Below are 26555 nucleotides of genomic sequence, written 5' to 3'. Positions count from 1 at the left end.
CTCCTCGGTCAGCCCTTGATACCGGTCTGTGCGACACCCTGCACCAGCCAGCGCTGGAGGAACACGAAGACCAGGACAAGTGGCAGGATCGATACGGCCGTTGCCATGAAGATCAGGTGGATGTTGATGGTCTGTGCGGTCATATAGGAGGACAGCGCGACCTGCACGGTCCATGAACTCTGATCCTGGCCGATGACCAGGGGCCACAGGAAGGCGTTCCAGCCGCTGATGAAGGTGATGACCGAGATCGCGGCGAAGAAGTTGAGCGAATTCGGCACCACGATGCGCCAGTACGCGCCCCAGTAGCCGAGCCCGTCCACCCGGGCCGCCTCCTCCAGCTCCTTGGGGAAGCCGAGGAAGTACTGGCGGAAGAGGAACGCGGTGAACCCGCTGAACAGCCCCGGGATGATCAGACCGCGCAGCGAGGAGACCCAGCCGAGCGAGGACACCAGCACATAGCTGGGTACGAAGGTCACGGCCGCCGGGACCATCAGGGTGAACAGCACCGCGTACAGCACCTTGTTCGCGTGCCGGTACGGGATGCGGGCCAGGCCGTATCCCGCCAGGGAGCAGACCAGCAGGGTGCCCAGGGTGTGCAGCACGGCCACCACCGTGGAGTTCCACAGGGCCTTCGCGAACGGCACCGAGGGGTCGTCGAACAACTCCTTGACGTTCCCCCACTGCAGGTCGGTGGGGAAGAACCGCCAGCTCTCGCCGGTGATGTCCGCGTCGGTGGACAGGGCGTTGCGGACGATCAGGTAGAAGGGCACGAGGAACAGCACCGTGGCCACGCCCAGGGCGAGGTACAGGCCGGTGTTGCCCATGACCGAGCGCGCGGAGCGCTTGCGGCCCGCCGTGGGCCCGGGCGTCGTGGCGGTCACTTCTCATCGCCCCTTCCGAAGCCGAGGAACCTGCCCTGGGCCAGGGTCACCAGGGCGATCAGCAGGGCGAGGATCAGGGCGCCCGCGCTGGCGTGGCCGTAGTCCTGGTTGGCGCCGAGGGCCTGGAGATAGAGGTCGACCAGGGGCGGCCGGCCCCAGGTGGCCCGGCCCTCGTCGAGGATGTTGTAGAACTCGTCGAACGCCTGGTAGGCCGCGATGAGCAGCAGCAGGACGACCGCGACCGAGGTGGCGCGCAGCTGCGGCAGGGTGATGTGGCGGAACGTCTGCCAGCCGGATTTCGCGCCGTCCACGGCCGCCGCCTCATACAGCTCACGCGGGATGTTCTGCAGCGCCGCCAGGAAGAGGATCATGTAGAAGCCGCACTGCAGCCACAGCCGGGCGGAGCAGATCACCAGCCAGTACCAGGGCGGATGCGGGGAGGCGAGCCAGGCGACGGAGTCGATGCCGAACCAGCCCAGCACGGTGTTCATCATCCCGTAGCGCAACCCGTTGAACAGCGACATCTTCCACACCAGCGAGGCCACGACGAAGCTGCACGCGGTGGGGAGGAAGAAGACCGACCGGAAGAAGGCCTTCATGAAGCGGATGCGGTGGACCAGCAGCGCGAGGGTGAGGGACAGGGCGTAGGTGATCGGCACGATGATCGCGGCGAAGATCGTGAAGTTGACGAGGCTGTCCACGAAATCGCCGTCGCCGAGCATATCGGCGTAGTTGCCGAGGCCGACGAACTCGCTGGGGGTGACGGTGCCCTGGGCGTTGTGCAGGCTCAGCCAGAGGCTCCAGCCGATCGGCACATAGACGAAGACGATCAGCCCGATCAGGAACGGGCCGGTGAACAGCCAGAAGTTGAGGGTGCGGCCGCGGGAGCCGCCGAGTCCCCGCGGCCGTCGTCGGGCGGGGGCCGCTCCTCGGGGCGCTCGGCCCTTGGCGGCGCTGTGGGTGGGTGTGGTGGTCGCCATGACGGTTCCCGGTCGCCCGCCTATCCGAGCTTCTTCAGCGCGCGCTCGATCTTCTTGTCGGCGCTGTCGAGTTCGGCCTCGGGATTCTTGTTGTCGCGCACCGAATTGACCACCGCGTCGAGCAGGATGTTGAACATCCCCTCGGTCCAGTACGGGTCGTCGAAGACACCGTGGGTGTTGAACAGCTCGACCGCCTCGGCCGCCACCCCGCTCTTGAGCTTGTCCGCCCCGGCGGCGATGCTCTTGCGCGCGGGGATGTGGAAGCCGTAGTCCAGCGCCCACTCCTGCTGGTACTTCTTCTGGTCGATCCACAGCCATTTGACGAATTCCTTGGCCGCGTCGACGTCCTTGGCCTTGGCGGACACATAGGTGGACCAGCCGCCGTTGTAGACCACCTGGCGTCCCCCGGCGCCGGACTTGGGGAAGGGGAAGATCCCGAAGTCGTCGCCGAACGCCTTCTGGACCGCCGGTATCGCCCATATGCCGCACCATTGGATGGCGCACAGGCCCTGGAGGAAACTGGCCGGGTCCCATACCTCGGTGGGCGCGCCCAGCAGCAGTGACTTGCTCTTGTAGAGCTCCCGCGCCTTGGTCAGGGTCTCCACGAGGTTGTCGGTGTGGTAGGCGATTCTGTGGTCCGCGTCCAGATAGTGCGGGCCGGTGGACCACACCAGCGGCTTGCTGATGGTCTTGAGGTTCTGGCCGATGTACAGCCCCTTGACCTTGCCGCTGGTGAGTTTGTGCGCGGCGTCGATCAGCTCGTCGAAGGTGGCCGGAGGCTTGACCCCGGCCTTCTCGAAGAGGGACTTGCGGTAGAAGAAGAACTGCGGATCGTCGATCATGCGGATGCCGTAGATCTTCCCGTCCACGGAATTCGCCGTGATGTCCTCCGGCAGGAAGTCGTCCTTGACATCGGCGATGATGTCATCGAGCGGAACGATCTGCCGGGAGCGCACCAGCTGGAGATCGGGGTGGTATTCGAAGACATCGGGTGCCCCGGATCCCAGCAGGGTGGTGGCCAGTTTCGACTCGTATTCGCCCGGCACCCATTCGATGGTGACCTTGGCCTTGTCGTAGGCGTCGGCGAACTTCTTCGCGGCCTGCTGGGTGCCCTGCTCTCCGTAGGCGTGGTACATCTGCTTGATCGACTTACCGCCGCCGCCCGAGCGGCCGGTGTTCGAACCGCAGGCGGCGAGTCCGCCGAGCGCCGCCACTCCGCCCATCGCGCGCAGCACGCCGCGGCGGTCCCAGTCCCTGCCTCTGCTGATGTTCGACATATGACGTCCTCGTCTCCGTCGCCGCCAGATCCGTCACGTTCCTTGGTGCAGCGGGACGTTAGCCATAGACGAAGACTTCGGCAAGGGGTTGGACGAAGTGGGTGCGGTAAGGGTGGTGACGTCGCGTCAGGGCGGTGCCGGGCGGTTCGAGGCGTCGAACGAAAGCGGCGCGGAAGCCGCTGTGGGAACGCTCCCACTGCGGCTTCCGCACCCCGCGAGGGGCCGGGAGTCAGCCGCGCTGACCGAGTACGAACGTGGTGATGGAACGGCCCGGGAGCGAGGCCGAAACCGAGCCGCCGGAAATCCTGGGCGCCGCCGCCCTGGCCCAGTTCTCGGTGGCCGACGTCCGTACCGCGGAGAGCGGGGAAAGCCGTGCGGAGGTCCCGAGATCCACCGTGAGATCGGACGCGGCGGAATGGTGGTTGTTGACCACCAGAACCCAGCGGCCCTCGTCCCGGAAGGCGGTGACCTCGACCCCGCTGGGGGTGCCCGTCACCTCGTGCAGAACGGCCCCGGGGCGGACGAATTTGCTGTACTGCCCGAGCGCGTAATAGCGCTTGGTCATATACAGCCGCTGATTTCCGTTGGTGGCGTAGTCGGGGTCGTAGTAGATCAGTCCGTCGTTCCAGCCCTGGTCGTTCTTGGTGTCCGCACCGCTCTGGGCGTCCGCGCCGATCTTGTTGGACAGCGCGGTCCACCAGTGGAACGCCGAGTCATGCGCCACCGTGAAGTCCTTGTGCATGATCCGGGACATCAGCAGCGCGTTGTCGATGGTCGGGTCGTACTCCTGGGCCCAGCCCGTGCCGCCCTTGCCGAAACAGCAGATCTCGGTGGACCAGGACGCCTTTCCGAAGGATTTCGCCGTCTCGCCGACCTGAGTGCGCGAGGCGTCGCTGGGGTTGTTGTACGTATGGTGGGCCAGCTTGTCGACATGGCCCGCGGTGCCCGGTTGGCTCAGCCACTGCGGCACCTCGTTGTTGAATCCGTCCGTACTGCTGGACTCGTCCGCGATGATTCCCGTCCGGCCGCCGCGCGCGTCCAGTGCGGCGCCCACCGCCCGTACGATGTCATCGCGCTGCTCGACGCCGACCAGCATGCCTTCCTGGCCGCATTCGGCGAAACTGTTCGTCGGCTCGTTGAAGGGGCTGATGTAGTCCAGCCGCGCGCCCCTGGCCGCGAAATGGGCGACCACATCGGCGATATAGCGCGCGAAGTCCTTCTCCTTCGCGGCGTCGAGATGGTCGCCGCAGCTCTTTCCGTTGGTCTTCCATTCGGCGGGGGCGCTGTTGACGAAGCCGATCAGATCCTTGACGCCGTAGCGGGCGGCGTACTGGAGGAACAGCCGCCCGCCCGGGTCCCTGGACCAGTCGTAGCCGCCGTCGGCCCGCAGGAAGTCGTCGGGGGCGCGCTCGGGGGTGGTGACGCCGGTGCCACCGCCGCCGATGTTGTAGCGGTACGCGGACAGTGCCAGCCCGTCCCGGGAGAAGAGCAGCCGGGCGGCCTGTGCCCGTACGGCGGGGGAGAAGCGGCCCACGTCATTGACCCACCAGGCGCCCGAGGCGCCGATGTTGTCGATGGTCTGCGCGGACCGCGGGGAGACCCGCGCCACCGGGGGCCCGTCCGCGGCGGCCGGGGTGGCGGGGGTGAGCGAACCGGTCAGGGCGAGTGCGGTGGCCGATCCCACCAGCAGGGCGCGGGCTCGGTGGTGTCGTCTTATCCGTGGCATGACAATCCGTGGCATGACAACCCTTCCGTTGACGCGAGGTGCTGCGCGTTCTCGTGTTGTGCTGAGGTTCCTCAGGCTGTGCTGCGGCTCCTCGGCGTGGTGCGGCGGTTCTTCAGTCCCACCGACGCGAGCGAGCCCTCCAGGGCGAAGGTCGCCGCGCCGAGGCTCACGGGGTTGGACGGGATCGGGCACAGCACGATCTCGGTGTTCGCCAGCGGGCGGCGCAGCGCGCGCACCGCCACCGCCTCGCGCACCTCGACGAGCAGCGGCTCACCGAGGGCGGCCGCCACCCAGCTGCTGAGGACGATCACTTCCGGGTTGAGCAGATTGATCAGATCGGCGAGGGCGGCGCCGAGATAGCGCGCGGTGGTGTGCACCACCTTCAGGGCCACCGGATCGCCCTCCGCGAGGCCCCGGCCGAGCGCCTGGATGGTGGCCGTCTGGTCGTCCGGGTGCAGCAGCGGGCTGTCCGGGCTCAGCTCGCGCAGATTCCGCATGATGCCGGGGGCGCCGACATAGGTCTCCACACAGCCCTGGTTGCCGCAGTGACACTGCCGTCCGTCCAGGATGAGGGTGGTGTGCCCCCACTCACCGGCGCTGTTGCTGACCCCGCGGTGCAGGGTTCCGCCGAGCGCCAGCCCGGCCCCCACGCCCGTACCGAGGTTGACCACCACGGCGTCGTTCCGCCCGCGCGCCGCGCCGAACCACTGCTCGGCCACCGTGCAGGCGCGCAGCGGATTGTCGAGGTGGAGGGGGTACGGGATGTGCTCGGCCAGCAGCCGCAGCAGCGGGACGTCATGCCAGTCCCAGTTGGGGGCGAAGACCGAGACCCCGCCCTCGCGGTCCACCTGGCCCGGCATGCTGACGCCGACGCCCAGCACCCGGTCCGCGGCCACCCCCGACTGCTCGACCACCGAGGACACGGCGGCGGCGATATGCGCCACCACCTTGGCCGGGTCGTTCTCCTCCGGGCGCAACTCCTCGTCGGCGCGGGCCAGGACGGTCAGCGCCAGATCGAACAGCTCGACATGGATGTACGTCTCCGCCACATCCACGCCGATCAGCGCGCCGCCCGAGGAGTTGACCGCGACCAGGCCGCGCGGCCGGCCGCCGGCGGAGTCCTCGTAGCCGACCTCCACCAGCATCCCGAGGTCGAGCAGCTCCCCGACGAGATTCGCCACCGTGGCCAGGCTCAGCTCGGTCGCGGCGGCCACCTCCTGCCGCGAGACGGGGGATTGGGCGACGATATGGCGCAGCACCCCGTAGCGGTTGGCGGTGCGTATGTCGCGGGAGGTGCGCTTCACGCCGGAATCTCCTCTGCGCGGGCAGATGCTGCTGTGTCGCGGGTGCCGCGCCAGGCTAGAGCGTGGGCCAGACCATAGACAACCCCTTCGACCAACCCTTGTACGAAGCGTTGGGACAGCTGGGGCGCCAAGGGTGGGGCCTGTCAGGTGGGCAGGGCCTGTCGACGGGTGGGACCTGTCAGGCGGACGGGACCCAAAATGCCGTCGACCGCGCCCACGTGCGGCATTTAGCCTGACCGCCATGAGCGACCTCACGAGCGACCTGCAGACGATCCATGGCGTCCCCGTCCTGATGTGTTCCTCCGAGGGGGAGACCATCGGCGGTGAACGCGACGCGCTGGATCTCATCGGCAACGCCGGATACCAGGGCGCCCAGTGGGTCGTCATCCCGGTGGAGCGGTTCGACGAGGCGTTCTTCCGGCTGAGCACGCGCGTGGCCGGGGACATCATCCAGAAGTTCGTGCAATACGCCATGGGGCTGGTGGTCCTCGGCGACATCTCCCGTCATACGGAGGGCAGTTCGGCGCTGCGGGACTTCGTCCGCGAGTGCGATCGGGGACGGCAGACGTGGTTCCTGGCGGACGTCGAGGAACTGCGGGAGCGGCTGAAGAGCTGAGGGAGCGGCGGAAGAGCTGAGGGAGGGTTTCAGCCCGCCTCGAGCACCGCGCGGACGACGGGCCCGGCGGCATCCCCGCCGTGCCCACCGCCGGTGACCACGGCGGCGGCCGCCACATCGTTGCGGTAGGCGGTGAACCAGGCGTTGGTCTTGGGCTGGCCGTCGATCTCGGCGGAACCCGTCTTGGCGCCGATGTCACCGGTGAGCCCGGACATCGCCCGGGCGGCGGTGCCGCTGGTCGCGGTCAGCCGCATCATGGCCTTCAGCTGCGCCACGGTGGCCGGGCCGAGGCCGCGGTCGCTGGTGGCGATCTCCCGGTGGTCGACGGAGCGCGGTACGAGGACGGGCTGTTTGAAGGTGCCCGTCTGGGCCGTGGCCGTGACCGAGGCGATGGTGAGCGGGTTCATCTGGACCGTGCCCTGGCCGATCATGGCCGCGGCCTTGTCGTCGCCGCTTCCGCTCGGCACCTCGCCGTCAAAGGTGGTGACCCCCACCCGCCAGTTCAGCCCGAGCCCGAACACGGTCCGCGCCTCCTGGGCCAGCGCCCCATCGGGCACGGCCCCGGCGAGCGAGACGAACGCGGTGTTGCAGGACGCCGCGAAGTCCTGGGCGAAGGTGGCGGCGGGATTCTCGCTGTCCTCGACGTTGTGGAACGTCATGCCCTGTGCGTACGCCGCCGTCTTCGGGCACGGCACCGGACGGCTCGGGCTGACCTGGCCCGCCTCCAGCAAGGTGGCCGCGGTGACTATCTTGAACGTCGATCCCGGCGCCGTCTGCCCCTGCAACGCGGCGTTGAACTCGGCCTGGTCGGAGTTGGCCACCGCCAGGATCTCCCCGGTGCTGGGCCTGAGCGCGACCACGGAGGCGCCGTCGCGCGTGGCCACCGCCTTCTCCGCGCTCCTCTGCACCCCGGCGTCCAGGGTGGTGCGCAGCGTGCCCGGGGTGCCCTTCGTCACCACATGGAGCGTGGCCCCGGCCGTCCCGTCGGGCTTGACCGCCGAGACCTCCACCCGGGCCGTGCCGCCCGCGTCCGCGCCGTATCGCGCGCGGAGCGCGATCAGCACCGGGTCGAGCGAGGGATAGCGGCCCTGCCGCAGCTCCTTGCCGCCCCGGTCCAGCACCCGGACCGGCGGGTTGTCCGCCAGGTCCGTCCGTACGGACTCGGCGGCGCCCAGCTTGGGGTGGAGGACGGAGGGCTTCCAGTCGACCAGCGGCTTCTTGGTCGTCCGGCCGCGCACCACGGTCAGCCGTGACGCGTAGGTCCAGCTGGAGCGGGCCTTGCCGAAGACCACTTCGGCCTTGACGGTGAACGGGACCGTGGTGCCCCGCGCCGTGCCCGGGATGGTCGTGACCCGCTTCACATGCCCGTCGTCGCGGTAGCCGCTGAGGGCGCCGATGGCCGACTCGGCGTCGTTGGTGAGCCCCGCGGCGAGCATGTCATTGCCGTCCGCCCACGCGTCCAGGAATTCCCGCGCGGTCCGCCGGGTCTCGTCCGCGGTCACCGGACCGTCATGGGCCGCGGTGGTGTCGCCGCCGGTCACGCCCGTGTAGAGGTTGTATCCGCCGTAGCCGGCGACCCCCAGGAGCCCCACGGACAGTGCCCCTAAGACGACCTTCCCGACCGCTCCCATGGCGTCCCCCCGATGTTCAGCTGTGGTCGGCCGCTTTCACCTTCGTGGGTGGCGCGGGCCGCTGTGCGCATCGCCCCCGGGCCGCTCAGGCGGCCTTTTCCACCTCGCCGCGCAATGCCCGTGTGTAGACCTTCAGCAACCGGCTGTACTCGGCCCGCTCCGAAGGCCGCAGTGCCCGGCCTGCCCGGGCCCGCAGGAAGACGCGTATCGCCTCGTTGGCCTGGTCGGTGGAGGAGGTGGTCAGTAAGGCAGGTTGGTGAGTAGGAGTCGGACGCATGACCATAAGAGTAGAGGCCTCTACCGACAACGGCACCGGTGTAAACCGCCCAACAGTGGTGTTACCGGCGGTATGTGAGGAAGACCGCATCCTCCGTACGGCTGTTCCCCCTTCATGCCCTCATGGCATATGCCCCGCCGCGGTAGCGGTATGCCTCCTGGTATCACTTGGCGATCCATCAGCTCTGACCAGCGGATTCCGGCCCGACGAGGATCACTTCGAGGGTGCGGGGGCCGTGGACGCCTTCGACGCGGTCGAGTTCGATGTCGCTGGTCGCGGACGGGCCCGAGATCCAGGTCAACGGGCGCGCCGGGTCGAGGCGTTCTAGCGCCTCGGGGACGGAGCCCACGACCTGGTCGGTGACGCGGATCACGCAGATGTGGTGGTCGGGCACCAGGGTGATGCGGCGTCGGCCCTGGTCGGGGGCGGCGTCCAGGACCACGGTGCCCGTCTCGGCGATGGCCACCGCACAGCCCGTCACCACGCTGGAGACCGCGTCCAGGTCGTGCGGGGTCAGCTCCGCCGTGTCCGGAACCCGGCGTACCGCGTCGGGGACGGCGGACAGCCAGGAGTCGGGGAGCCCCGGGGGCACCGCCACGCTGGTCGCGCCGCGGTCGGCGAGGAGACGGGCGATCAGGGCCGGGAGGGACGACGGGGCGTCGGCGCGGTGGACGATCGCGCGGTAGTCGGCCAGGTTCTCGGCGAGGAGGTCCGCGGTTTGGGCGGCGGTGCGGTCGCCGTGGACGCGGTGGTAGGTGCGCTCGACCGGCACCTCGCCGGGTGTCTCGGCGCGCGGCACATCGGCCAGGGCACGGCGGACGCGGGCCATGACCAGGGCGCGCGAGTTCGGCGCCTGGGCGCTGGGGCTTTGGGCGGCGGGGGTACGCGTGCTGGGGTTTTGGGCGGCGGGCTTGTGCGCGCGGGGGTTCTGGGCGCCGGGGTCTGGCGGGGTCATGTGGTGTTCTTCCTTCCCTCCGTGCGGCTCCCGGTCTCGCTCCCGCCCTGGGTGCGTTGCCACCAGTCGCGGAACGACTCCTCCGGCACCTTCGGCAGCTCCCGCGTATCGCTCCACGCCCGCCCCGGACCGGGCAGCCGCCGCGGATGGAAGCGGCGGGTGCGGGACGCCAGCCGCTGGCCGGTGCGCAGCAGCCGGGGATGGTCCAGGGCCCAGCGGGCGGCACGCATCGCGGCGCGCTCGGCGGCGTGGCCCTTGGCGGGCTTGATGACCGTACGGGTGCCACGGACGGAGGCGGGGCCGCCCTCGACCACGCGCTCGCGCAGGTGGACCAGGATCTCCGGGATGTCGATGGCGACCGGGCACACCTCGTAACACGCCCCGCACAGGGACGAGGCGTACGGGAGCGAGGCATCCAGTTCGCTCTGGGTGCCGCGCAGCTGGGGGGTGAGGATCGCGCCGATCGGGCCCGGATACGCCGACCCGTACGCATGGCCGCCCGCCCGCTCGTACACCGGGCACACATTGAGACACGCCGAGCAGCGGATGCAGCGCAGCGCCTGCCGTCCCACGGTGTCCGCGAGGGTGTCGGTGCGGCCGTTGTCGAGCAGGACGAGGTGGAAGGCGCGCGGGCCGTCGGCGTCCGTGGTGCCGGTCCAGGTGGAGGTGTACGGGTTCATCCGCTCGGCGGTCGAGGAGCGCGGCAGGAGCTGGAGGAAGACCTCCAGGTCCTGGAAGCTGGGGACCACCTTCTCGATGCCGACGACGGAGATCAGCGTCTCGGGGAGGGTCAGACACATCCGGCCGTTGCCCTCGGACTCCACGACCACGAGCGTGCCGGTCTCCGCGACCATGAAGTTGGCGCCGGAGATCCCCACCTTGGCGTTCAGGAACTTCTCGCGCAGGTGCAGCCGCGCGGCCTCGGCGAGGTCGGCGGGCGCGTCGGTCAGCCCCTCCGGGGCCGGGCGGCCCCACTGGGCCATCTTCTCCGTGAAGATGTCGCGGATCTCGCCCCGGTTGCGGTGGATCGCCGGGACCAGGATGTGCGACGGGAGGTCGTCGCCGAGCTGCACGATCAGCTCGGCGAGATCGGTCTCGTACGCGGTGATCCCGGCGGCGGCGAGGGCGCCGTTCAGGCCGATCTCCTGCGTGGCCATCGACTTGACCTTGACGACCTCGCGCTCGCCGGTGGCCCGTACCAGCTCGGTGACGATCCGGTTCGCCTCGTCCGCGTCCGCCGCCCAGTGGACATGGCCGCCGGCCGCCGTGACCGCGCTCTCCAGCTGCTCCAGATAGTGATCGAGATGGCGCAGCGTACGGTCCTTGATGGCCGCGCCCGCGGCGCGCAGCCGCGACCAGTCGTCCAGTTCGGCCACGGCCGTGGCGCGCTTGGCGCGGATGGTGTGGGTGGCGTGGCGGAGGTTGGCGCGCAGCTGGGTGTTCCGGGTCGAGGCGTCGGCCGCCTGCGGGAAGGCGGGCATCCCCAGGTAGGTGGCCTGGTGGGTTCCGCTCACCAGACGTCTCCTTCCGTGCTGGCCAGGATCTCGGCGAGGTGGATGGGGCGGACCGTGGAGCCCTGGCGGGCGAGTGTGCCGCCGATGTGCATCTGGCAGGAGTTGTCGAGCGTGCACACCGCCTCGGCGCCGGTCGCCGTGATGTTGCGCGCCTTGTCCGCCCCCATGGCCGCCGATACGGCCGCGTTCTTGACGGCGAACGTACCGCCGAAGCCGCAGCACTCCTCGGCACCCGGCAGCTCCACCAGGTTCAGCCCCTTCACGGCCGCGAGGAGCGAGCGCGGGCGGTCGCCGAGCTTCAGCATCCGCAGCCCGTGGCAGGTGGGGTGGTAGGTCACGGTGTGCGGGTAGTAGGCGCCGACATCGGTGACCTTCAGGACGTCCGTGAGGAATTCGGTGAGCTCGTACGTCTTGGGGACCGCCTCAGACGCCGCGTCCGCGAGCTCCTGGCCACGGCCCTCGGCGGCGGCCTTGGCACCGATCCGGGGGTAGTTGTCCCGCACCATCGCCGCGCAGGATCCCGAGGGGGTCACCACGTATTCGTAGTCGCGGAACGCCGTGGCGTAGCGGCGCAACAGCGGTTCGGTCTCATGCCGGTAGCCGGTGTTGAACTGCGGCTGGCCGCAGCAGCTCTGCGCCTCCGGGAAGCCGACTTCCACGCCGAGCCGCCGAAGGAGCGTGACCACGGCTTGGCCGGTGCGCGGATAGAGGGTGTCGTTGACGCAGGTGATGAAGAGCGCTACGCGCACGGTTCCTCCTCGTCGCCCTGGCCGGTGGCGGCCCTTGTGACCCGTGCGGCTCCGAGCCGGGCGGCTGCCCGGTCCCACGCCGAATGATCACCTGTGGGCTCATACTGCCTCAGTGGCTGGGTGCTGTGAAGCAGGGCGCGCAACTCGGGCAGGCCACCGGTGATCACTCCGGCCGTCCGCGCCTGAACCAGTACGTTTCCGAGGGCCGCCGCCTCGGCCGGGCCCGCGATCACGGGGAGGCCGCAGGCGTCGGCGGTGAGCTGGCACAACAGCGTGTTGTGCACACCGCCGCCGACGATGTGCACGGCGCTGACCGTACGGCCGGACAGCCGGGTGGCGTCCTCGATCGCGCGGCGGTGGGCCAGGGCGAGGGAGTCCAGGACGCAGCGGGTGGTCTCGGCGGGGGTGCGGGGGACGGGCTGGCCCGTGCGGCGGCAGGCGTCGGCGATGCGGTCGGGCATGTGGTGGGGGGCGATGAAGGCGGGGTCGCCGGCGTCTACGACTGAGCGGAGGGGGGTGGCTTGGGCTGCGGCTTGGAGGAGGGCGGTGAGGTCTGTGCTGGTGGTTTGGGCGGTTCGGGTGTTTTCTGCGTCCCAGGCGCGGATGCACTCCTGGAGCATCCACAGGCCCATGATGTTGCGCAGATAGCGGACCGTGCCGTCCACGCCCAGCTCATTGGTGAAATTGGCCGCGCGGCTCTCCTCGTTAAGCACCGGCGCGTCCAGCTCGAGCCCGGCGAGGGACCAGGTGCCGGTGGCGATGTACGCGAAGTCTGGCGTGGCGGCCGGGACGCCGACGACGGCGGACGCGGTGTCGTGCGAACCGACGGCGGTGACGGGGAGGGGGTGGGTGAGGCCCGTCTCGGCGAGAACGTCCTGGCGCAGGGTTCCGGCGGGGTCGCCGGGGTGGCGCAGGGGAGGGAAGAGCGAGAGGTCGATGCCCAGGGCCTCGGCCACCGGGGTGGCCCAGTCGCGGGTGCGAGGGTCGATCAGCTGGGTGGTGGAGGCGTTGGTCAGCTCGGTGCCGGGCTCGCCGGTCAGCCAGTACGAGATGAGGTCGGGGATGAGGAGGAGGCGGCGGGCGGCGATGAGGGCGGGGGTGCCGCGCGCCGCGATGAGCTGGTAGATGGTGTTGAAGGGGAGGTGCTGGATGCCGGTGGCGGCGTAGAGGGCCTGGGGCGGGAGCGCGGCCGCGACCTTTTCGGCGGCGCCGGTGGTGGCGGTGCGGGTGTCGCGGTAGTGGACGGGGTTGGCGAGCAGGGTGCCGTCGGCGGCGAGCAGGCCGTAGTCCACGGCCCAGGTGTCGATGCCGATGCTGGTCAGGGTGCTGTTGCCGGCGGTGTGTGCTGCGGCTGCCTTCAGCCCGTCGAGTACGCCCTGGTAGAGCGACAGGATGTCCCAGTGCAGGGTGCCCAGGACGCGGGTTGGTTGGTTGGGGAAGCGGTGCGCCTCGTGGAGGGTCAGCCGTTCGGGGGCGACCTCCCCGACGATGACGCGGCCGCTGGACGCACCGAGGTCTACGGCGGCGAAGCGGTGTTCTGTGGTGGGCACGTGGACCTCGTGGTGGGTGGTGGGGTGCGTGGGTGGTTGCTGTGGTTCGTACGGGCGGGGGCCGGGGCCTCCGGGGCGGGGCCCTGGACCGTATATTTACGGCGCCGACGGACGTTGGCCGTTGGGTTGGCCGGTGATGGGCGCCACGAATATGCCCCTGGCCTTCGGCATGGGGAACCCCGAGTGTCCAGAACCCCGCCCCTCCGACCCCGTCCCCCTCACGCGCGTGTCAGCGCAGGAACGCCGCCGCGACGCCGGCGTCGACCGGGACGTGGAGACCCGTGGTGTGGGTCAGGTCGCCGCCGACGAGGGCGAAGACGGCGTTCGCCACGTGGGAGGGGAGTACTTCGCGCTTGAGCAGGGTGCGTTGGGCGTAGAACTCGCCCAGCTTCTCCTCGGGGACGCCGTACACGGCGGCGCGCTGTGCGCCCCAGCCGCCCGCGAAGATGCCGGAGCCTTGGACGACGCCGTCGGGGTTCACGCCGTTGACGCGGATGCCGTGATCGCCCAATTCCGCTGCCAGGAGCCGGACTTGGTGGGCCTGGTCGGCCTTGGTCGCGGAGTAGGCGATGTTGTTCGGGCCCGCGAACACGGCGTTCTTGGACGTGATGTACACGATGTCGCCGCCCATGTTCTGGGCGATGAAGGTCCTTGCTGCCTCGCGGGAGGCGAGGAAACTGCCTCGCGCCATGATGGTGTGCTGGAGGTCCCAGTCGGCGGTGGTGGTGTCGAGGAGCGGTTTGGAAATGCTGATCCCGGCGTTGTTGATGAGGATGTCCACGCCGCCGAAGTCCAGCGCCGCTTGCTCGAACGCCGCCTTGATCTGCTCTTCCGAGGTGACGTCGGCGGTGACGGCCGTGGCCTTGTCCGGGCCGCCGAGCTCCTGGGCTACGGCTTGCGCCGATTCCGCGTTGATGTCCGCGACGACGACGCATGCGCCCTCGACCACGAGGCGGTGGGCGATCGCCTTGCCGATACCTGAGCCCGCGCCGGTCACCAGGGCGATGCGGGTCGCGAGGGGCTTGGGCCCCGGCATGCGCTGGAGCTTGGCCTCTTCGAGTGCCCAGTACTCGATGCGGAACTTCTCCGACTCCTCGATGGGGGAGTAGGTGGAAACCGCTTCGGCGCCACGCATGACGTTGATCGCGTTGACGTAGAACTCGCCTGCCACGCGGGCGGTTTGCTTGTCCTTGCCGTAGCTGAACATCCCGACTCCGGGGATCAGCACGATGGCGGGATCCGCGCCGCGCATGGGCGGGGAGTCGGGGGTGGCGTGGCGTTCGTAGTAGGCCGCGTAGTCGGTGCGGTACGCGGCGTGGAGTTCCCTGAGGCGATCGATCGTCGCGTCGATGGACGCGTCCGGGGGGAGGTCCAGGACCAGGGGTCGGACCTTGGTACGGAGGAAGTGGTCCGGGCAGGAGGTGCCGAGGGCCGCCAGGCGGGGGTGTTCGGCGCGGGAGAGGAAGTCCAGGACGGTGTCGTTGTCCGTGAAGTGACCCACCTGGGGGCGGTCCGTGGAGGCCAGGCCCCGGATCACGGGGGCCAGGGCCGCCGCACGGGCGCGGCGCTCGGCCTCGGGGAGGGTGGCGTGGACGACGGGGCCGAACGGGTCCGCCTTGCCGCGTGCGGTGAGGAAGTCCTCGGCGGTGCGGATGATGCGGAGCGAGTTCGCCTCGCACTCGGCGGAGGTGTTGCCCCAGGCGGTGATGCCGTGGCCGCCGAGGATGCAGCCGATGGCCTGCGGATTCGCCTTCTTGATGGCGGCGATGTCCAGACCCAGCTGGAAACCGGGACGGCGCCAGGGCACCCAGACGACCTGGTTGCCGAAACACTCCTTGGTGAGCGCCTCGCCGTCGGCCGCGCAGGCGAGGGCGATACCGGAGTCGGGGTGGAGGTGGTCGACGTGGGCGGCGTCCACCAGGCCGTGCATGGCGGTGTCGATGGACGGCGCGGCCCCGCCCTTGCCGTGCAGGCAGTAGTCGAACGCCGCGACCATCTCGTCCTCGCGGTCCACCCCGGGGTAGACACCGGTGAGCGCGCGAAGGCGGTCCAGGCGGAGCGCGGCGAGCCCGGAGTGGGTGAGGGTGCCCAGATCGCCCCCGGAGCCCTTGACCCACATCAGCTCGACGTCCTGCCCCGTGACGGGATCGGTCGCGGTGCCCTTGGCGGAGGTGTTTCCCCCCGCGTAGTTGGTATTGCGGGGGTCGGCGCCCAAACGATGCGAGCGCTCCAACAGCGCGCCCGCCTCGGGATGCGGTTCTGCGGTCATGTCGTCCTCTGTCTGTGGACCAGTCTCAGCGGCTTGCGGTGACGGAAGGCACGCCCCACATGGGCGCGCCCGATGCGATCAGGGGCTTGGGTTGAAGCCCCCGGGGCCCAGGGCGAAGCCTCGGGGCGTCGGAGCAGGGTCGGGGTCGATGGGCGGAGCCCCGGTGAGTCCGGGCCGGAGCGCCGGGCCAGGGCCCCGGGTGCCCGGGGCGGAGCTTTGGAGTGTCCAGGGCAGGGTCTCGGCGGGTCAGTGGGCGGCGCCCCAGCGGGTCGGGGGCTCTCCGGGGATGCCCGGAGCAGGGTCGGGGGGCGAAGCCCCATGGGTCTGGGCAGAGCCTGAGTGGTTTGGGGGCGGGGCTCCGGGGCCTCCGGGGCTGGGTCGGGGGTCGTGGGGCGGAGCCTCGGGGTTGTGGGGCAGGCCGAGTGGTTTGGGGGCGGCCCTCCGGGGGTGTCCGGGGCTGGGTCGGGGGTCGTGGGGCGGAGCCTCGGGGTTGTGGGGCAGGCCGAGTGGTTTGGGGGCGGCCCTCCGGGGGTGTCCGGGGCTGGGTCGGGGGTCGTGGGGCGGAGCCTCGGGGTTCTGGGGCGAGCGTCCCAGCGGTTCCGGGGCGGAGCCCCAGGAGGTCGGGGCGGACCGGGGGTCGGGGCGGCGCCCCAGCGGGAACAAGGCGCAGCCCCGTGGGGTCCGGGGCGGAGCCCCGGAGGGGGGCCGGGGGCTTGCCCCCGGTTTCGGGGAGGGGCGGGGTGGGGGCTATGCACCCCACCCCGCCTGCTCTCCCCCCACCCGCTCCGCCACGATCCGCTCCGCCCACCCCGAGGCCCGGTACGCCCCCATCGGATCGGGGCCGATGCCCAGCTCCTCCCGGACCTCGGCCAGCAGCGGCCGTACGTCGGTGTTGTACGCGTCCATCAGCACCGCGTTGGCGCCGAGGACGTCGCCCTCGCGCTGGGCCGTGGCGAGGGCGTCGCGGTCGACCAGGAGGGCCTTGGCCGTGGCCTCCTGGACGTTCATCACCGAGCGGATGATCGCCGGGATCTTGGGCTCGATGTTGTGGCACTGGTCGAGCATGAAGGCGACCCCCGAGGTCAGCCCGCCGCCCCGGACCACCTCGTACATGATCCGGAAGAGCTGGAAGGGGTCGGCGGCGCCCACCATCAGGTCGTCGTCCGCGTAGAAGCGGGAGTTGAAGTCGAAGGCGCCGAGCTTCTTCTCGCGCAGCAGAAGGGCGACGATGAACTCGATGTTGGTGCCGGGCGCGTGGTGGCCGGTGTCCACGCAGACCTGGGCCTTGGGGCCCAGCTTGAGGCAGTGGGCGTAGGCGGTGCCCCAGTCCGGGACGTCCGTGGTGTAGAAGGCGGGCTCGAAGAACTTGTACTCCAGCAGCATCCGCTGGTCCTCGCCGAGCCGGTCGTAGACCGCGCTCAGCGCCTCGGCGAGACGGTCCTGGCGGGCCGCGATGTCGTCCTGGCCGGGGTAGTTGGTGCCGTCGGAGAACCAGAGCTTGAGGTCGCGGGAGCCCGTGGCGTCCATGATGTCGACGCACTCCAGGAGGTGGCCCAGCGCCTTGCGGCGGACCGCCGGGTCGGGGTGGGTGACCGAGCCCAGCTTGTAGTCGTCGTCCTGGAAGACGTTGGAGTTGATGGCGCCCAGCTTCAGGCCGCGTTCCTCCGCGTACTTGGCGAGCGCCCCGTAGTCCTCGACCCTGTCCCAGGGGATGTGCAGGGCGACCGTGGGGGCGACCCCGGTGACGGCGTGCACCTGGGCGGCGTCGTCCAGCTTCTCCTGGGGGGAGCGCGGGACGCCGGGCTGGGCGAAGACCTTGAAGCGGGTTCCGGAGTTGCCGTACGCCCATGACGGCGTCTCGACCGCCTGGCTCTTGAGGGCCGCCTTCACGGCTGGAACGTCAGACATGCATCTCCTTCATGAAACGATTCAAGAAACCTAGCCGCGCGGTCGGCCACGCGTCAAGAAGTGGTGGGTCCCCGACCCCACGGCGAACACCGCGCAGCCGTCCGCCATGCGCAGCAGGCGGGCGCCGCGAGCGGTCACGTCCGCCGCGCGGCGTGCCGGGACCCAGATCCGGGCCGTGGTGTTGACGGGGATGGACACCGTGAGGGTGAAGTCCTCGCCCTGCGACCAGCGGGTGGTGACCGGGCCGTAGAGGGAGTCGTAACGGCCCTCGGCGGAGCGCACCTCGCCGCCGGGGCGCGGCCGGATGAGGATTTCGCGGAAGCCGGGGGCGGCCGGGGCGATCCCGGTGATGTTCTGGTACATCCACTCGCCGACCGAGCCGTAGGCGTAGTGGTTGAACGAGTTCATCCCGACGTCCTGGAAGCTCCCGTCCGGTTTGATCGAGTCCCAGCGCTCCCACATCGTGGTCGCGCCCCGGTCGATCTGGTAGCCCCAGGAGGGGAACGTGCGCTGGTGGAGCAGGCGGTATGCGACGTCGGTGTGACCGGTCTCGGTGAGGGTCGGAAGCAGCCGCGGGGTGCCGAGGAAGCCGGTGGACAGGTGCCAGTCGCGGTCCTTGACGAGGGCGACGAGGCGGTCGGCCGCGGGTGTGCGGAGGTCGGCGGGGAGCAGGTCCATGGAGAGGGCCAGGACGTACGCGGTCTGGGTGTCGCCCTTGATCCGGCCGTCGGCGGAGACGTAGGCGCGGTTGAAGGCCGCCTTGATACGGGTCAGGAGGTCCTCGTACGGGGCCGGGTCCTCGCCCAGGACATGTGCGGTGCGGGCGACGAGGTCGGTGGCGTGGGCGAAGTAGGCGGTGGCGATGACGTCCTTGGGGGTGTCCGCCTCGACGCTGAGCCAGTCGCCGTAGCCCTCGGCGGGCCGCAGCAGGTCGGTGCTGTGCCGCTCCAGGTAGGCGATCCAGCGCCGCATGGCCGGCCAGTTCTCGCGCAGCACCCGGGTGTCGCCGTACGCCTGGTAGAGGTTCCAGGGCACGGTCACCCCGGCGTCGCCCCAGCCCGCCACGCCGTTGCCGACGTCGCCGAGGTGCGGCGCCACATCGGGGAAGGAGCCCTCGTCGGTCTGGCCGTCACGCAGGTCCTGGAGCCACTTGGTGAGGAAGCGGGCGGACTCCATGGTGTACGCGGCGGTGCTGGAGAACACGTTGATGTCGCCGGTCCAGCCGAGCCGTTCGTCCCGCGCCGGGGTGTCGGTGGGGATGGACAGGAAGTTGCCGCGCAGCCCCCAGGTGATGTTGGAGTGCAGCTGGTTGAGCATCGCCGAGTCGGTGTGGAAGGACAGGGTGAACGGGGCGGCGGTGTGCATCACCCGGCCGGTGATCGCGCCGAGGGAGGGCTTTCCGGGGTAGCCCGTGACCTCGACGTAGCGGAAGCCGTGGAAGGTGAAGCGCGGCTCGTAGGTCTCCCGGCCGCCGCCCTTGAGGGTGTAGGTGTCGACGGGGCGGGCGGTGCGCAGATTGGCCGTGTAGGCGGTGCCGTCCGGGCTCAGCACCTCGGCGTGGCGGATCCGGACCTTGTGGCCGGCCGGGCCGGAGACCGTGAGGCGGACGCTGCCGACCATGTTCTGGCCCAGGTCGAAGAGGTGGACACCGGGGGCGGGTTCGGTGACCTCGACGGGTTTGATCTCGCGTTCCACCCGGGTCGGGGCGTCGGTCTGGGCCACCACCTCGGCCGTGATGTCCGAGGCCGTGACGGCGGGCTGCCAGCCGGTGTCGTCGAAGCCCGGTGCGGTCCAGCCCGGGGTCTCCTTACGGGCGTCGTACTCCTCGCCCATCAGCAGGTCGGCGGTGAGCAGCGGTCCGGTGGCCGCGCGCCACTGCTGGTCGGTGGTGATGCGCTCGGTGCTGCCGTCGGCGTACGTGACCTCCAGCTGGGCGAGCAGGGCGGGGTGGTCGCCGTACCGGGCCTGGCCGAACCAGGCGATGTTCCCGGAGTACCAGCCGGGGGCGAGGGTCACCCCGAGGGCGTTGGTCCCACGGCGGAGGGCGTCGGTGACGTCGTAGGTCTGGTACGCCACGCGCTTGCGGTAGTCGGTCCAGCCGGGCGCCAGCTGGTCGCGGCCGACGCGGACACCGTTGAGGTGCGCTTCGTAGAGGCCAAGCGCCGTGGAGTAGAGCCGGGCGCGCGCCACGGGCTTGGTGAGCCGGAAGGTGCGGCGCAGCTGGGCGGGGGACTGGAGGGGGAACACTTGGCCCCAGGGCCCGCCGCCCCAGGCCGCCAGCTTCTTGGCGGTGGCCCAGCCGCTGTCGTCGTAGTCCGGGTCCGCCCAGGTGGCGGGGGGTTCGGCGGCGGTCGTGCGCCAGGTGGCGTCCGTGTGGTGGTGGGTGGTGCCGTCCTCGGTGGTGAGCTCCAGGGTGGCGAGCAGCCCCGCCGGGCCCTTCTCGGCGTTGGTGGCCGCGATGGCGAGGGTGGCGGTGCCCCGGTCGAGGAATTCGGTCACGTCGACGGTGACCGGATGGCTCCAGGCCTTGAGGGCGCCCACCGCCTCGCGGGCGGCGACCTCGGTGCCGTTCACCTGGGCGGTGAAGCCGTCGTCGGCCGCCACCACCAGCCGGGCGCGGCGGACGGTGCCCGGGGCGTGGACGGAGGTACGGAACCATCGGGTGGCCGCCGGGGCCTCGGTGGCCGGATCCCCCTCGGGGAACCAGATCCAGGAGGCGCCCTCCAGGGACGGGGGCGTGGTCAGCGCGGCGGGCGCGGCGATCCAACGCGCCTGCCACTGGCCGGAGTTCAGCAGCCCGGTCTCCCACCAGGCGGGGGCGGACCACGGGGAGGGGCGGCCCTGGCCGTCCCAGACCCGCACCGACCAGTGGTAGCGGGTGCGCGGGCGCAGGGCCGGGCCGTCGTAGGGGACCAGGACCGACTGGCGCGATGTCGTCCTGCCGCTGTCCCAGACGTCCGGCTCGCCGAGCCGGTCGGGGGAGGTGGCGACCCTGATGTGGTACGCGCTCTGGAGCTGGTCGCGGGCGTCCGAGTCGAGGTTCCAGCTCAGCCGGGGGCGGGCGGTGTCGAGGCCGAGCGGGTGGGGTGCGTACTCCACCGTGGTGCTCCGGACCCGCAGCCCCGCGCCGGACCGGTCCTCGGCGGCGGCGGACGGGGTGAGGGTGGGCAGACCCGTGAGGGCCGTACCGGTGGCAGCGGTGGTGGCGAGCAGATGGCGCCTGCTGATCATGGGTTTCCTCCAGGGACGGGCTGGATGGGAACGATCGATGAAAACGATTCAACCCAAGGCGCCTGGACCGTAGGGCCGGGGCTCATGGTGCGTCAAGGGGGTTGGAACGATGTGGGTATATCCCGTGCGCACCCCCTTGACGGCCGCATAGGGCGCCGCTAGCTTCCCGGAATCCGGCATTGAAACATTTCATTTATCGCCCCTGCGTACGCGTCAGGAGACTCCGTGAGCCAGCCTGCTTCGACCGGTGTGCCGGTCCTCGCCCTCGAGGGGGTGAACAAATCCTTCGGCGCCGTACGGGCCCTTCGGGACGTCTCGCTCGAGCTCTTCGCCGGTGAGGCCCATGCCCTGGCCGGTGAGAACGGGGCGGGCAAGTCGACGCTCATCAAGATCCTCGCCGGGGTGCACCGGCCCGACTCCGGCCGGGTGCTGCTGGACGGCGAGCCGGTGGTCTTCCATGGCCCCGCCGACGCCCGTGACGTCGGCATCGCCGTCATCTACCAGGAGCCGACGCTCTTCCCCGATCTGTCCATCGCCGAGAACATCTTCATGGGCCGTCAGCCCCGCCGGGCCCTCGGCCGGATCGACCACAAGGCCGTACGGACCTCCACCGCCACCCTGATGGCACGGCTCGGCGTCGAACTCGACCCGGACCGGCCCGCCAGAGGCCTGTCCATCGCCGACCAGCAGATCGTCGAGATCGCCAAGGCGCTCTCCTTCGACGCCCGGGTGCTGATCATGGACGAGCCGACGGCGGCGCTCACCGGGAGCGAGACCGCCCGGCTGTTCTCGGTCGTCGAGACGCTGCGCGCCGAGGGCGCCGCCGTGCTGTTCATCTCCCATCGCCTGGAGGAGATCTTCGAACTCTGCCAGCGGGTCACCACCCTGCGGGACGGCCGGTGGGTGGCCTCCGAGCCGCTGGCCGGGCTGACCCAGGACGCCCTGGTCCGCCGCATGGTGGGCCGGGACCTGGCCGAGCTCTACCCCAAACAGGACAGCCGGGTCGGCGAGACCGCGCTGTCGGTGCGCCGGCTGACCCGTGAGGGCGTCTTCCGGGACGTCTCCTTCGAGGTGCGGCGCGGTGAGATCGTCGCGCTCGCCGGGCTGGTCGGCGCCGGGCGCACCGAGGTCGCGCAGGCCGTGTTCGGCGTGGACCGGGCGGACGCGGGCGAGGTGCGGGTCGGCGGGGCGGTGCTGCGGCCCGGTTCGCCGACCGCCGCCATGGACGCCGGGCTCGCGCTCGTCCCCGAGGACCGGCGCCAGCGGGGTCTGGTGATGGAGATGTCCATCGAGCGGAACATCGGGCTGACCGGCCTGGACCGGCTGGGCCGCGCGGGGCTGGTGCGACGGGCGCTGGAGCGCGGCCGCGCGGCCGACTGGGCGGTCCGGCTCCAGCTGAAGTACGGCAGCCTCGCCGACCACGTCGGGGTGCTCTCCGGTGGCAACCAGCAGAAGGTCGTGCTCGCCAAGTGGCTGGCGACCGAGCCCACGGTGCTCATCGTCGACGAGCCCACGCGGGGGATCGACGTCGGCACCAAGGCCGAGGTGCACCGGCTGCTGTCGTCGCTGGCCGCCGACGGCCTCGCGGTGCTGATGGTCTCCTCCGATCTGCCCGAGGTGCTGGGCATGGCCGACCGGGTCCTGGTGATGCACGAGGGCCGGCTGGTGGCCGAGATCCCGCGCGCCGAGGCCACCGAGGAGTCCGTGATGGCCGCCGCGACCGGGCTCACGGGTGGCGCCGAAGGCGCCGGTGTCGCCGGTGAGGCCGCCGCGACCGCGCTCCCCGGCGAGGCCGCCGCGACCGGGCCCACCGATGCCACCGCCGCGACCGGGCGCACAGGCGCCACCGCCGCGACCGGGCGCACAGGCGCCACCGCCGCGACCGGGCACACGGACGCCACCGGTGACACGGGCGCGAGCGGGCGCACCGACGCCACCGGCGCGAGCGGGCACCCCCACGCCACCGGGCCCACCGGCGCCGAAGGCGCCACCGCAGAAGGGACCCGCACGTGAGCGTGACCATCGAGAAACCCGACAAGTCCGCCGCCGCGCCCGAGACGGCCCGCTCGGCGCGCTCGCTCGTCGACGCCGTCTTCCGCGCGCGGGAGATCAGCATCGCCGGGGCCCTCGCGCTGCTGGTGCTGTTCACCTGGATCGCCGAACCGCGCTTCCTCGACAGCCAGGGCATCAAGGACCTGCTGCTCAACGCCGCCATCCTGGTGCTGCTCGCGGTCGGGCAGTCGGTGGTGGTCATCACCCGCAACATCGATCTGTCGGTGGGCTCCGTGGTGGGCCTGTCCGCCTTCGCCTGCGGGAAGTTCGTCTCCGGCACCGACCACGGGGTGCTGACGGTCCTGGCGCTCGGCCTCCTCGTCGGCGCGGGCTGCGGCATCGTCAGCGGTGCGCTGGTGAGCTTCGGACGGGTGCCCGCGCTGGTGGTGACCCTCGGGATGCTCTACATCATCCAGGGCGTCGACTACTGGTGGGCGCAAGGGGAGCAGATCAACGCCGCCGATGTGCCGCAGTCCGTGCTGGACCTCGGCAGCGGCAGTGTGCTGGGCATCCCGTATCTCCCGCTGATCGCCTTCGTGGCGCTCGCCGGGACCGCGTACGTCCTGCGCACCTACCGGGGCGGCCGCGAGCTGTACGCCATCGGCTCCAGCCCGGAGGCCGCCCGGCTGGCCGGGGTGCCGATCCGGCGCCGGGTGCTGGCCGCGTATCTGTTCTCCGGCGCCGTCTCGGGCTTCGCGGGCGCGCTGTGGCTGGCCCGCTTCGGCACCGTCGTCGCCGACAACGCCCACGGCTGGGAACTCACCGTGGTCAGCGCGGTGGTGGTCGGTGGCGTGGCCATCGTCGGCGGCACCGGCACGGTGTGGGGCGCGGCGCTGGGCGCGCTGCTGCTCACCACCATCGGCAGCGCCCTTGCCGTGCTCAAGGTCGACTCCTTCTGGCAGGACGCCATCGCCGGCGCGCTGCTGCTGGCGGCGATCAGCGTGGACCGGATCGTACGGGTGCGGATGACCCGCGCGCTGAGGAACAGGAGCGCACGATGAAGCTCAGGTGGGACACCGCCGTCGGGGTGCTGTTGGTGGCCGTCTTCCTGACCGGCCTCGGCACCACGGACGGCTTCGCCGGCCGCGACAACCTCGCCTTCGCCTTCAACGACATCGCCGAGGTGGCGCTGATGGCGCTGCCGATGACGCTGCTGGTGGTGGCCGGGCAGGTGGATCTGTCGGTGGCCTCGATGCTCGGCCTGTCCAGCGCGCTCACCGGCCAACTGTGGGACGCGGGCTGGGCGTTCGAGACCATCGTGCCGATCGTGCTGCTGGTCGGGGTGGCCGGCGGGCTGCTCAACGGCTGGCTGGTCACCCGGGTCGGGCTGCCCTCGCTGGCCGTCACCATCGGGACGCTCGCGCTCTACCGGGGGCTGGCCTCGGTGGTGCTCGGTTCCAACGCCGTCACCGACTTCCCCGAGACGTACGCCAAGTGGGCCGTGGAAACCACCACCGTGCCCGGCACCTTCCTCACCTATCCGGTGGCGCTGTTCATCGTGCTGGCCGCCATCGCCGCCGTGGTGCTGCACGCCACGGGCGTCGGCCGGTCGCTGTTCGCCATCGGCGCCCAGGAGGACGCCGCGTACTTCGCCGGCATCCGCGTCAAACGCGTCAAGCTGCTGCTGTTCGTGGTCAGCGGGCTGATCTCGGCCTTCGCGGGGGTCGTGTTCACCCTGCGGTACGGCAGCGCGCGGGCCGACAACGGCCAGGGCTTCGAAATGCTCGTCATCGCCTCCGTCCTGCTGGGCGGGGTCGACTTCGACGGCGGCAAGGGCACGCTGTTCGGCGCCGTCGCCGGGGTGCTGCTCATCGGCGTCCTGAAGAACCTGCTGACCCTCAACGACGTGGCCAACGAGGTCCAGGTGATCGTCACCGGGCTGCTGCTGGTGGCCTCCGTCCTCACCCCCCGTCTGATCACCACCGTGAGCGCCTGGCGTCACCGGCGCGCCGCCGCCTCGACCAGCTGATCCACCCACGCACCGCGAAAGGTCCTCTCATGATCCAGTCCTCTTCCGGACGCCGTCGCGCCGCCACCGCCGCCGCGGTCTGTGCCCTGGCCGTGGCCCTGGCCGGCTGCGGCGGCACCACCAAGAAGGACAACGACAACGGCGGCGCCGCCAAGAGTGACGCCAAGGCCGACCCCGGCGCCCCCCTGAAGAAGGGCCTCAAACTGGCCTTCCTGCCCAAGCAGATCAACAACCCCTACGAGAAGATCATCGACGAGGCGGGGATCACGGCCGCCGGGGAGTTCGGCGGCAAGGGCAAGGAGGTCGGCCCGTCCGACGCCAGCGCCTCCTCCCAGGTGTCGTACATCAACACCCTGGTCCAGCAGCGCCAGGACGCCATCCTGATCGCGGCGAACGACCCCAACGCGGTGTGCGGCCCGCTCAAGCAAGCCATGAAGAAGGACATCAAGGTGGTGGCGTACGACTCCGACACCGCCCCGGCCTGCCGCCAGCTCTTCATCAACCAGGCCAGCTCAGAGGAGATCGGCCGCAGCCAGGTCCAGCACCTCGCCAAGCAACTCGACTACAAGGGCCAGATCGCGATCCTCTCCGCCACCCAGAACGCCACCAACCAGAACACCTGGATCCGCTTCATGAAGGACGAGCTGAGCAAGCCCGCCTACAAGAACATGAAGCTGGTCAAGACGGTGTACGGGGACGACGACGACCAGAAGTCCTTCCAGGAGACCCAGGGCCTGCTCAAGGCGTACCCCAAGCTCAAGGGGATCATCGCGCCCACCACGGTCGGCATCGCCGCGGCCGCCCGCTACATCAGCGGCTCCTCGTACCAGGGCAAGGTGGTGCTGAACGGCCTCGGCACGCCCAACCAGATGCGCAAGTACGTCAAGGACGGCACCGTCGAGCAGTTCGCGCTCTGGGACCCCAAGAAGCTCGGGTACCTCGGTTCGTACGCGGCGGCCGCGCTCGCGTCCGGGCAGATCACCGGGGCCGAGGGCGAGAAGTTCAAGGCCGGGAAGCTGGGCGAGTACACGGTCGGCAAGGACGGCGAGGTCATCCTCGGCCCGCCCACCGTCTTCGAGAAGTCCAACATCGACAAGTACCACTTCTGAGGCGGTCGGCGATGCGGCGGGTGTGTTTTCTGCTGAAGGTCCGCCAGGACCGGATCGAGGAGTACCGCGAGCGGCACGCCGCCGTGTGGCCCGAGATGCGGGCGGCGCTGTCGGAGACCGGCTGGCACAACTACTCGCTCTTCCTGCGCGAGGACGGGCTGCTCGTCGGCTATCTGGAGACCGAGGACTTCGAGGCGGCCCAGGCCGCGATGGCCGCCACCGAGGTCAACGCCCGCTGGCAGGCCGAGATGGCGCCCTTCTTCGAGGCGCTCGACGGTGCGAAACCGGACGAGGCGATGAGGCCACTCACGGAGGTCTTCCACCTCGAGTAGCCGCGGGACGCGGCAGGAAGTCCGCTGCGGTTCGGGCAGCGCCCGAAGGGGCGCGGGGCTGTGTCGATGTGCGGCTCCGCCGCGTGGGCGCGACCAGCCACGACGGCGCCGCGCTCAACGGGCGGCCTCCCGCCTCGTCCCGCCCCCGGGGGCGGGGGATGCCTCCGGAATTCACGGGGTCCAGGGGCGGAGCCCATGGTTCGGGAAGGGGCGGGGCGGGGACAG

At 70.7% G+C, this 26555-nt stretch carries 20 protein-coding genes; 6 read left to right on the top strand and 14 right to left on the bottom strand.

Going from position 1 to position 26555, the window contains the following annotated elements; translation table 11 throughout:
* Positions 1–8: 8 nt before the first annotated feature.
* From IEJ02_RS34805 to IEJ02_RS34785, 5 genes are all read right to left on the bottom strand, one after another.
* A complete protein-coding gene (locus IEJ02_RS34805) occupies positions 9–824 on the bottom strand; it encodes a carbohydrate ABC transporter permease (RefSeq protein ID WP_191068523.1) in 816 nt (271 codons plus the stop codon).
* Between the two features lie 53 nt (positions 825–877).
* The gene (locus IEJ02_RS34800) at positions 878–1861 is read right to left on the bottom strand and encodes a carbohydrate ABC transporter permease (RefSeq protein WP_191068498.1); all 984 of its coding nucleotides are present in this window, start codon (positions 1859–1861) and stop codon (positions 878–880) included.
* 20 nt (positions 1862–1881) lie between these two features.
* Entirely contained in the window at positions 1882–3138 is a 1257-nt protein-coding gene (locus tag IEJ02_RS34795; RefSeq protein ID WP_191068497.1) for an ABC transporter substrate-binding protein, read from the bottom strand.
* Positions 3139–3367: 229 nt separating this feature from the next.
* On the bottom strand, positions 3368–4879 hold the full coding sequence (locus IEJ02_RS34790) for a glycoside hydrolase family 30 protein (RefSeq protein WP_223864970.1): 1512 nt from the start codon (positions 4877–4879) through the stop codon (positions 3368–3370).
* Positions 4880–4935: 56 nt separating this feature from the next.
* Positions 4936–6168 (bottom strand): ROK family transcriptional regulator, encoded by a 1233-nt coding sequence (locus IEJ02_RS34785; protein WP_191068496.1) that lies wholly within the window; start codon positions 6166–6168, stop codon positions 4936–4938.
* Between the two features lie 241 nt (positions 6169–6409).
* Between IEJ02_RS34785 and IEJ02_RS34780 the strand changes: the two genes are divergently transcribed.
* Positions 6410–6784 (top strand): DUF4180 domain-containing protein, encoded by a 375-nt coding sequence (locus IEJ02_RS34780; RefSeq protein WP_191068495.1) that lies wholly within the window; start codon positions 6410–6412, stop codon positions 6782–6784.
* Between the two features lie 29 nt (positions 6785–6813).
* On the opposite strand, the gene IEJ02_RS34775 is transcribed toward IEJ02_RS34780, so the two are convergent.
* The 9 genes from IEJ02_RS34775 to IEJ02_RS34735 all read right to left on the bottom strand — a co-directional run bounded on the left by IEJ02_RS34775 (position 6814) and on the right by IEJ02_RS34735 (position 20868).
* Positions 6814–8415, bottom strand: a complete 1602-nt coding sequence (locus IEJ02_RS34775; protein WP_191068494.1) for a penicillin-binding transpeptidase domain-containing protein — start codon at positions 8413–8415, stop codon at positions 6814–6816.
* Positions 8416–8500: 85 nt separating this feature from the next.
* Positions 8501–8692, bottom strand: a complete 192-nt coding sequence (locus IEJ02_RS34770) for a hypothetical protein (RefSeq protein ID WP_014056379.1) — start codon at positions 8690–8692, stop codon at positions 8501–8503.
* Between the two features lie 178 nt (positions 8693–8870).
* Positions 8871–9521 carry a LutC/YkgG family protein gene (locus IEJ02_RS34765; RefSeq protein ID WP_223864983.1) on the bottom strand — a complete coding sequence of 217 codons (651 nt, stop codon included), beginning with the start codon at positions 9519–9521 and terminating at the stop codon, positions 8871–8873.
* 122 nt (positions 9522–9643) lie between these two features.
* Positions 9644–11128 carry a lactate utilization protein B gene (locus tag IEJ02_RS34760; protein ID WP_191068521.1) on the bottom strand — a complete coding sequence of 495 codons (1485 nt, stop codon included), beginning with the start codon at positions 11126–11128 and terminating at the stop codon, positions 9644–9646.
* A gap of 29 nt (positions 11129–11157) precedes the next feature.
* The gene (locus tag IEJ02_RS34755) at positions 11158–11910 is read right to left on the bottom strand and encodes a (Fe-S)-binding protein (RefSeq protein ID WP_191068492.1); all 753 of its coding nucleotides are present in this window, start codon (positions 11908–11910) and stop codon (positions 11158–11160) included.
* Positions 11901–13460: a rhamnulokinase gene (locus tag IEJ02_RS34750; protein ID WP_191068491.1), complete on the bottom strand. Its 1560-nt coding sequence runs from the start codon at positions 13458–13460 to the stop codon at positions 11901–11903. The genes IEJ02_RS34755 and IEJ02_RS34750 overlap by 10 nt, the downstream gene beginning before the upstream one ends.
* Before the next feature lie 229 nt (positions 13461–13689).
* Positions 13690–15729 carry a bifunctional aldolase/short-chain dehydrogenase gene (locus tag IEJ02_RS34745; RefSeq protein WP_191068490.1) on the bottom strand — a complete coding sequence of 680 codons (2040 nt, stop codon included), beginning with the start codon at positions 15727–15729 and terminating at the stop codon, positions 13690–13692.
* Positions 15730–16476: 747 nt separating this feature from the next.
* Entirely contained in the window at positions 16477–17637 is a 1161-nt protein-coding gene (rhaI, locus tag IEJ02_RS34740) for an L-rhamnose isomerase (protein ID WP_191068489.1), read from the bottom strand.
* Between the two features lie 30 nt (positions 17638–17667).
* On the bottom strand, positions 17668–20868 hold the full coding sequence (locus IEJ02_RS34735; RefSeq protein ID WP_191068488.1) for an alpha-L-rhamnosidase: 3201 nt from the start codon (positions 20866–20868) through the stop codon (positions 17668–17670).
* Between the two features lie 225 nt (positions 20869–21093).
* Here IEJ02_RS34735 and IEJ02_RS34730 point away from each other — a divergent pair, with 225 nt between their 5' ends.
* From IEJ02_RS34730 to IEJ02_RS34710, 5 genes are read left to right on the top strand one after another with little or no spacing between them, the layout of a single operon-like run.
* The gene (locus IEJ02_RS34730) at positions 21094–22881 is read left to right on the top strand and encodes a sugar ABC transporter ATP-binding protein (protein WP_498067116.1); all 1788 of its coding nucleotides are present in this window, start codon (positions 21094–21096) and stop codon (positions 22879–22881) included.
* A complete protein-coding gene (locus IEJ02_RS34725) occupies positions 22878–23921 on the top strand; it encodes an ABC transporter permease (protein WP_191068487.1) in 1044 nt (347 codons plus the stop codon). Before IEJ02_RS34730 ends, IEJ02_RS34725 begins: the two co-directional genes overlap by 4 nt.
* Positions 23918–24889, top strand: coding sequence for an ABC transporter permease (locus IEJ02_RS34720; protein WP_191068486.1), 972 nt, complete (start codon positions 23918–23920; stop codon positions 24887–24889). Before IEJ02_RS34725 ends, IEJ02_RS34720 begins: the two co-directional genes overlap by 4 nt.
* Before the next feature lie 29 nt (positions 24890–24918).
* Entirely contained in the window at positions 24919–25998 is a 1080-nt protein-coding gene (rhaS, locus tag IEJ02_RS34715; RefSeq protein WP_191068485.1) for a rhamnose ABC transporter substrate-binding protein, read from the top strand.
* A gap of 11 nt (positions 25999–26009) precedes the next feature.
* On the top strand, positions 26010–26330 hold the full coding sequence (locus tag IEJ02_RS34710; protein WP_191068484.1) for an L-rhamnose mutarotase: 321 nt from the start codon (positions 26010–26012) through the stop codon (positions 26328–26330).
* Positions 26331–26555 lie beyond the last annotated feature (225 nt).

This window comes from Streptomyces sp. 5-10, from assembly GCF_014712245.1.
GTDB lineage: Bacteria > Actinomycetota > Actinomycetes > Streptomycetales > Streptomycetaceae > Streptomyces > Streptomyces violaceusniger.
This window is presented reverse-complemented; position numbering and strand designations above follow the sequence as displayed.

Bases quoted from the DNA above. Each gene is read 5' to 3' on its own strand.
- IEJ02_RS34805 (WP_191068523.1), bottom strand. From the start codon at position 824: ATGGGCAACACCGGCCTGTACCTCGCCCTGGGCGTGGCCACGGTGCTG.
- IEJ02_RS34800 (WP_191068498.1), bottom strand. From the start codon at position 1,861: ATGGCGACCACCACACCCACCCACAGCGCCGCCAAGGGCCGAGCGCCC.
- IEJ02_RS34795 (WP_191068497.1), bottom strand. From the start codon at position 3,138: ATGTCGAACATCAGCAGAGGCAGGGACTGGGACCGCCGCGGCGTGCTG.
- IEJ02_RS34790 (WP_223864970.1), bottom strand. From the start codon at position 4,879: ATGCCACGGATTGTCATGCCACGGATAAGACGACACCACCGAGCCCGC.
- IEJ02_RS34780 (WP_191068495.1), top strand. From the start codon at position 6,410: ATGAGCGACCTCACGAGCGACCTGCAGACGATCCATGGCGTCCCCGTC.
- IEJ02_RS34775 (WP_191068494.1), bottom strand. From the start codon at position 8,415: ATGGGAGCGGTCGGGAAGGTCGTCTTAGGGGCACTGTCCGTGGGGCTC.
- IEJ02_RS34770 (WP_014056379.1), bottom strand. From the start codon at position 8,692: ATGCGTCCGACTCCTACTCACCAACCTGCCTTACTGACCACCTCCTCC.
- IEJ02_RS34765 (WP_223864983.1), bottom strand. From the start codon at position 9,521: ATGGCCCGCGTCCGCCGTGCCCTGGCCGATGTGCCGCGCGCCGAGACA.
- IEJ02_RS34760 (WP_191068521.1), bottom strand. From the start codon at position 11,128: ATGCCCGCCTTCCCGCAGGCGGCCGACGCCTCGACCCGGAACACCCAG.
- IEJ02_RS34745 (WP_191068490.1), bottom strand. From the start codon at position 15,729: ATGACCGCAGAACCGCATCCCGAGGCGGGCGCGCTGTTGGAGCGCTCG.
- rhaI (WP_191068489.1), bottom strand. From the start codon at position 17,637: ATGTCTGACGTTCCAGCCGTGAAGGCGGCCCTCAAGAGCCAGGCGGTC.
- IEJ02_RS34735 (WP_191068488.1), bottom strand. From the start codon at position 20,868: ATGATCAGCAGGCGCCATCTGCTCGCCACCACCGCTGCCACCGGTACG.
- IEJ02_RS34720 (WP_191068486.1), top strand. From the start codon at position 23,918: ATGAAGCTCAGGTGGGACACCGCCGTCGGGGTGCTGTTGGTGGCCGTC.
- rhaS (WP_191068485.1), top strand. From the start codon at position 24,919: ATGATCCAGTCCTCTTCCGGACGCCGTCGCGCCGCCACCGCCGCCGCG.
- IEJ02_RS34710 (WP_191068484.1), top strand. From the start codon at position 26,010: ATGCGGCGGGTGTGTTTTCTGCTGAAGGTCCGCCAGGACCGGATCGAG.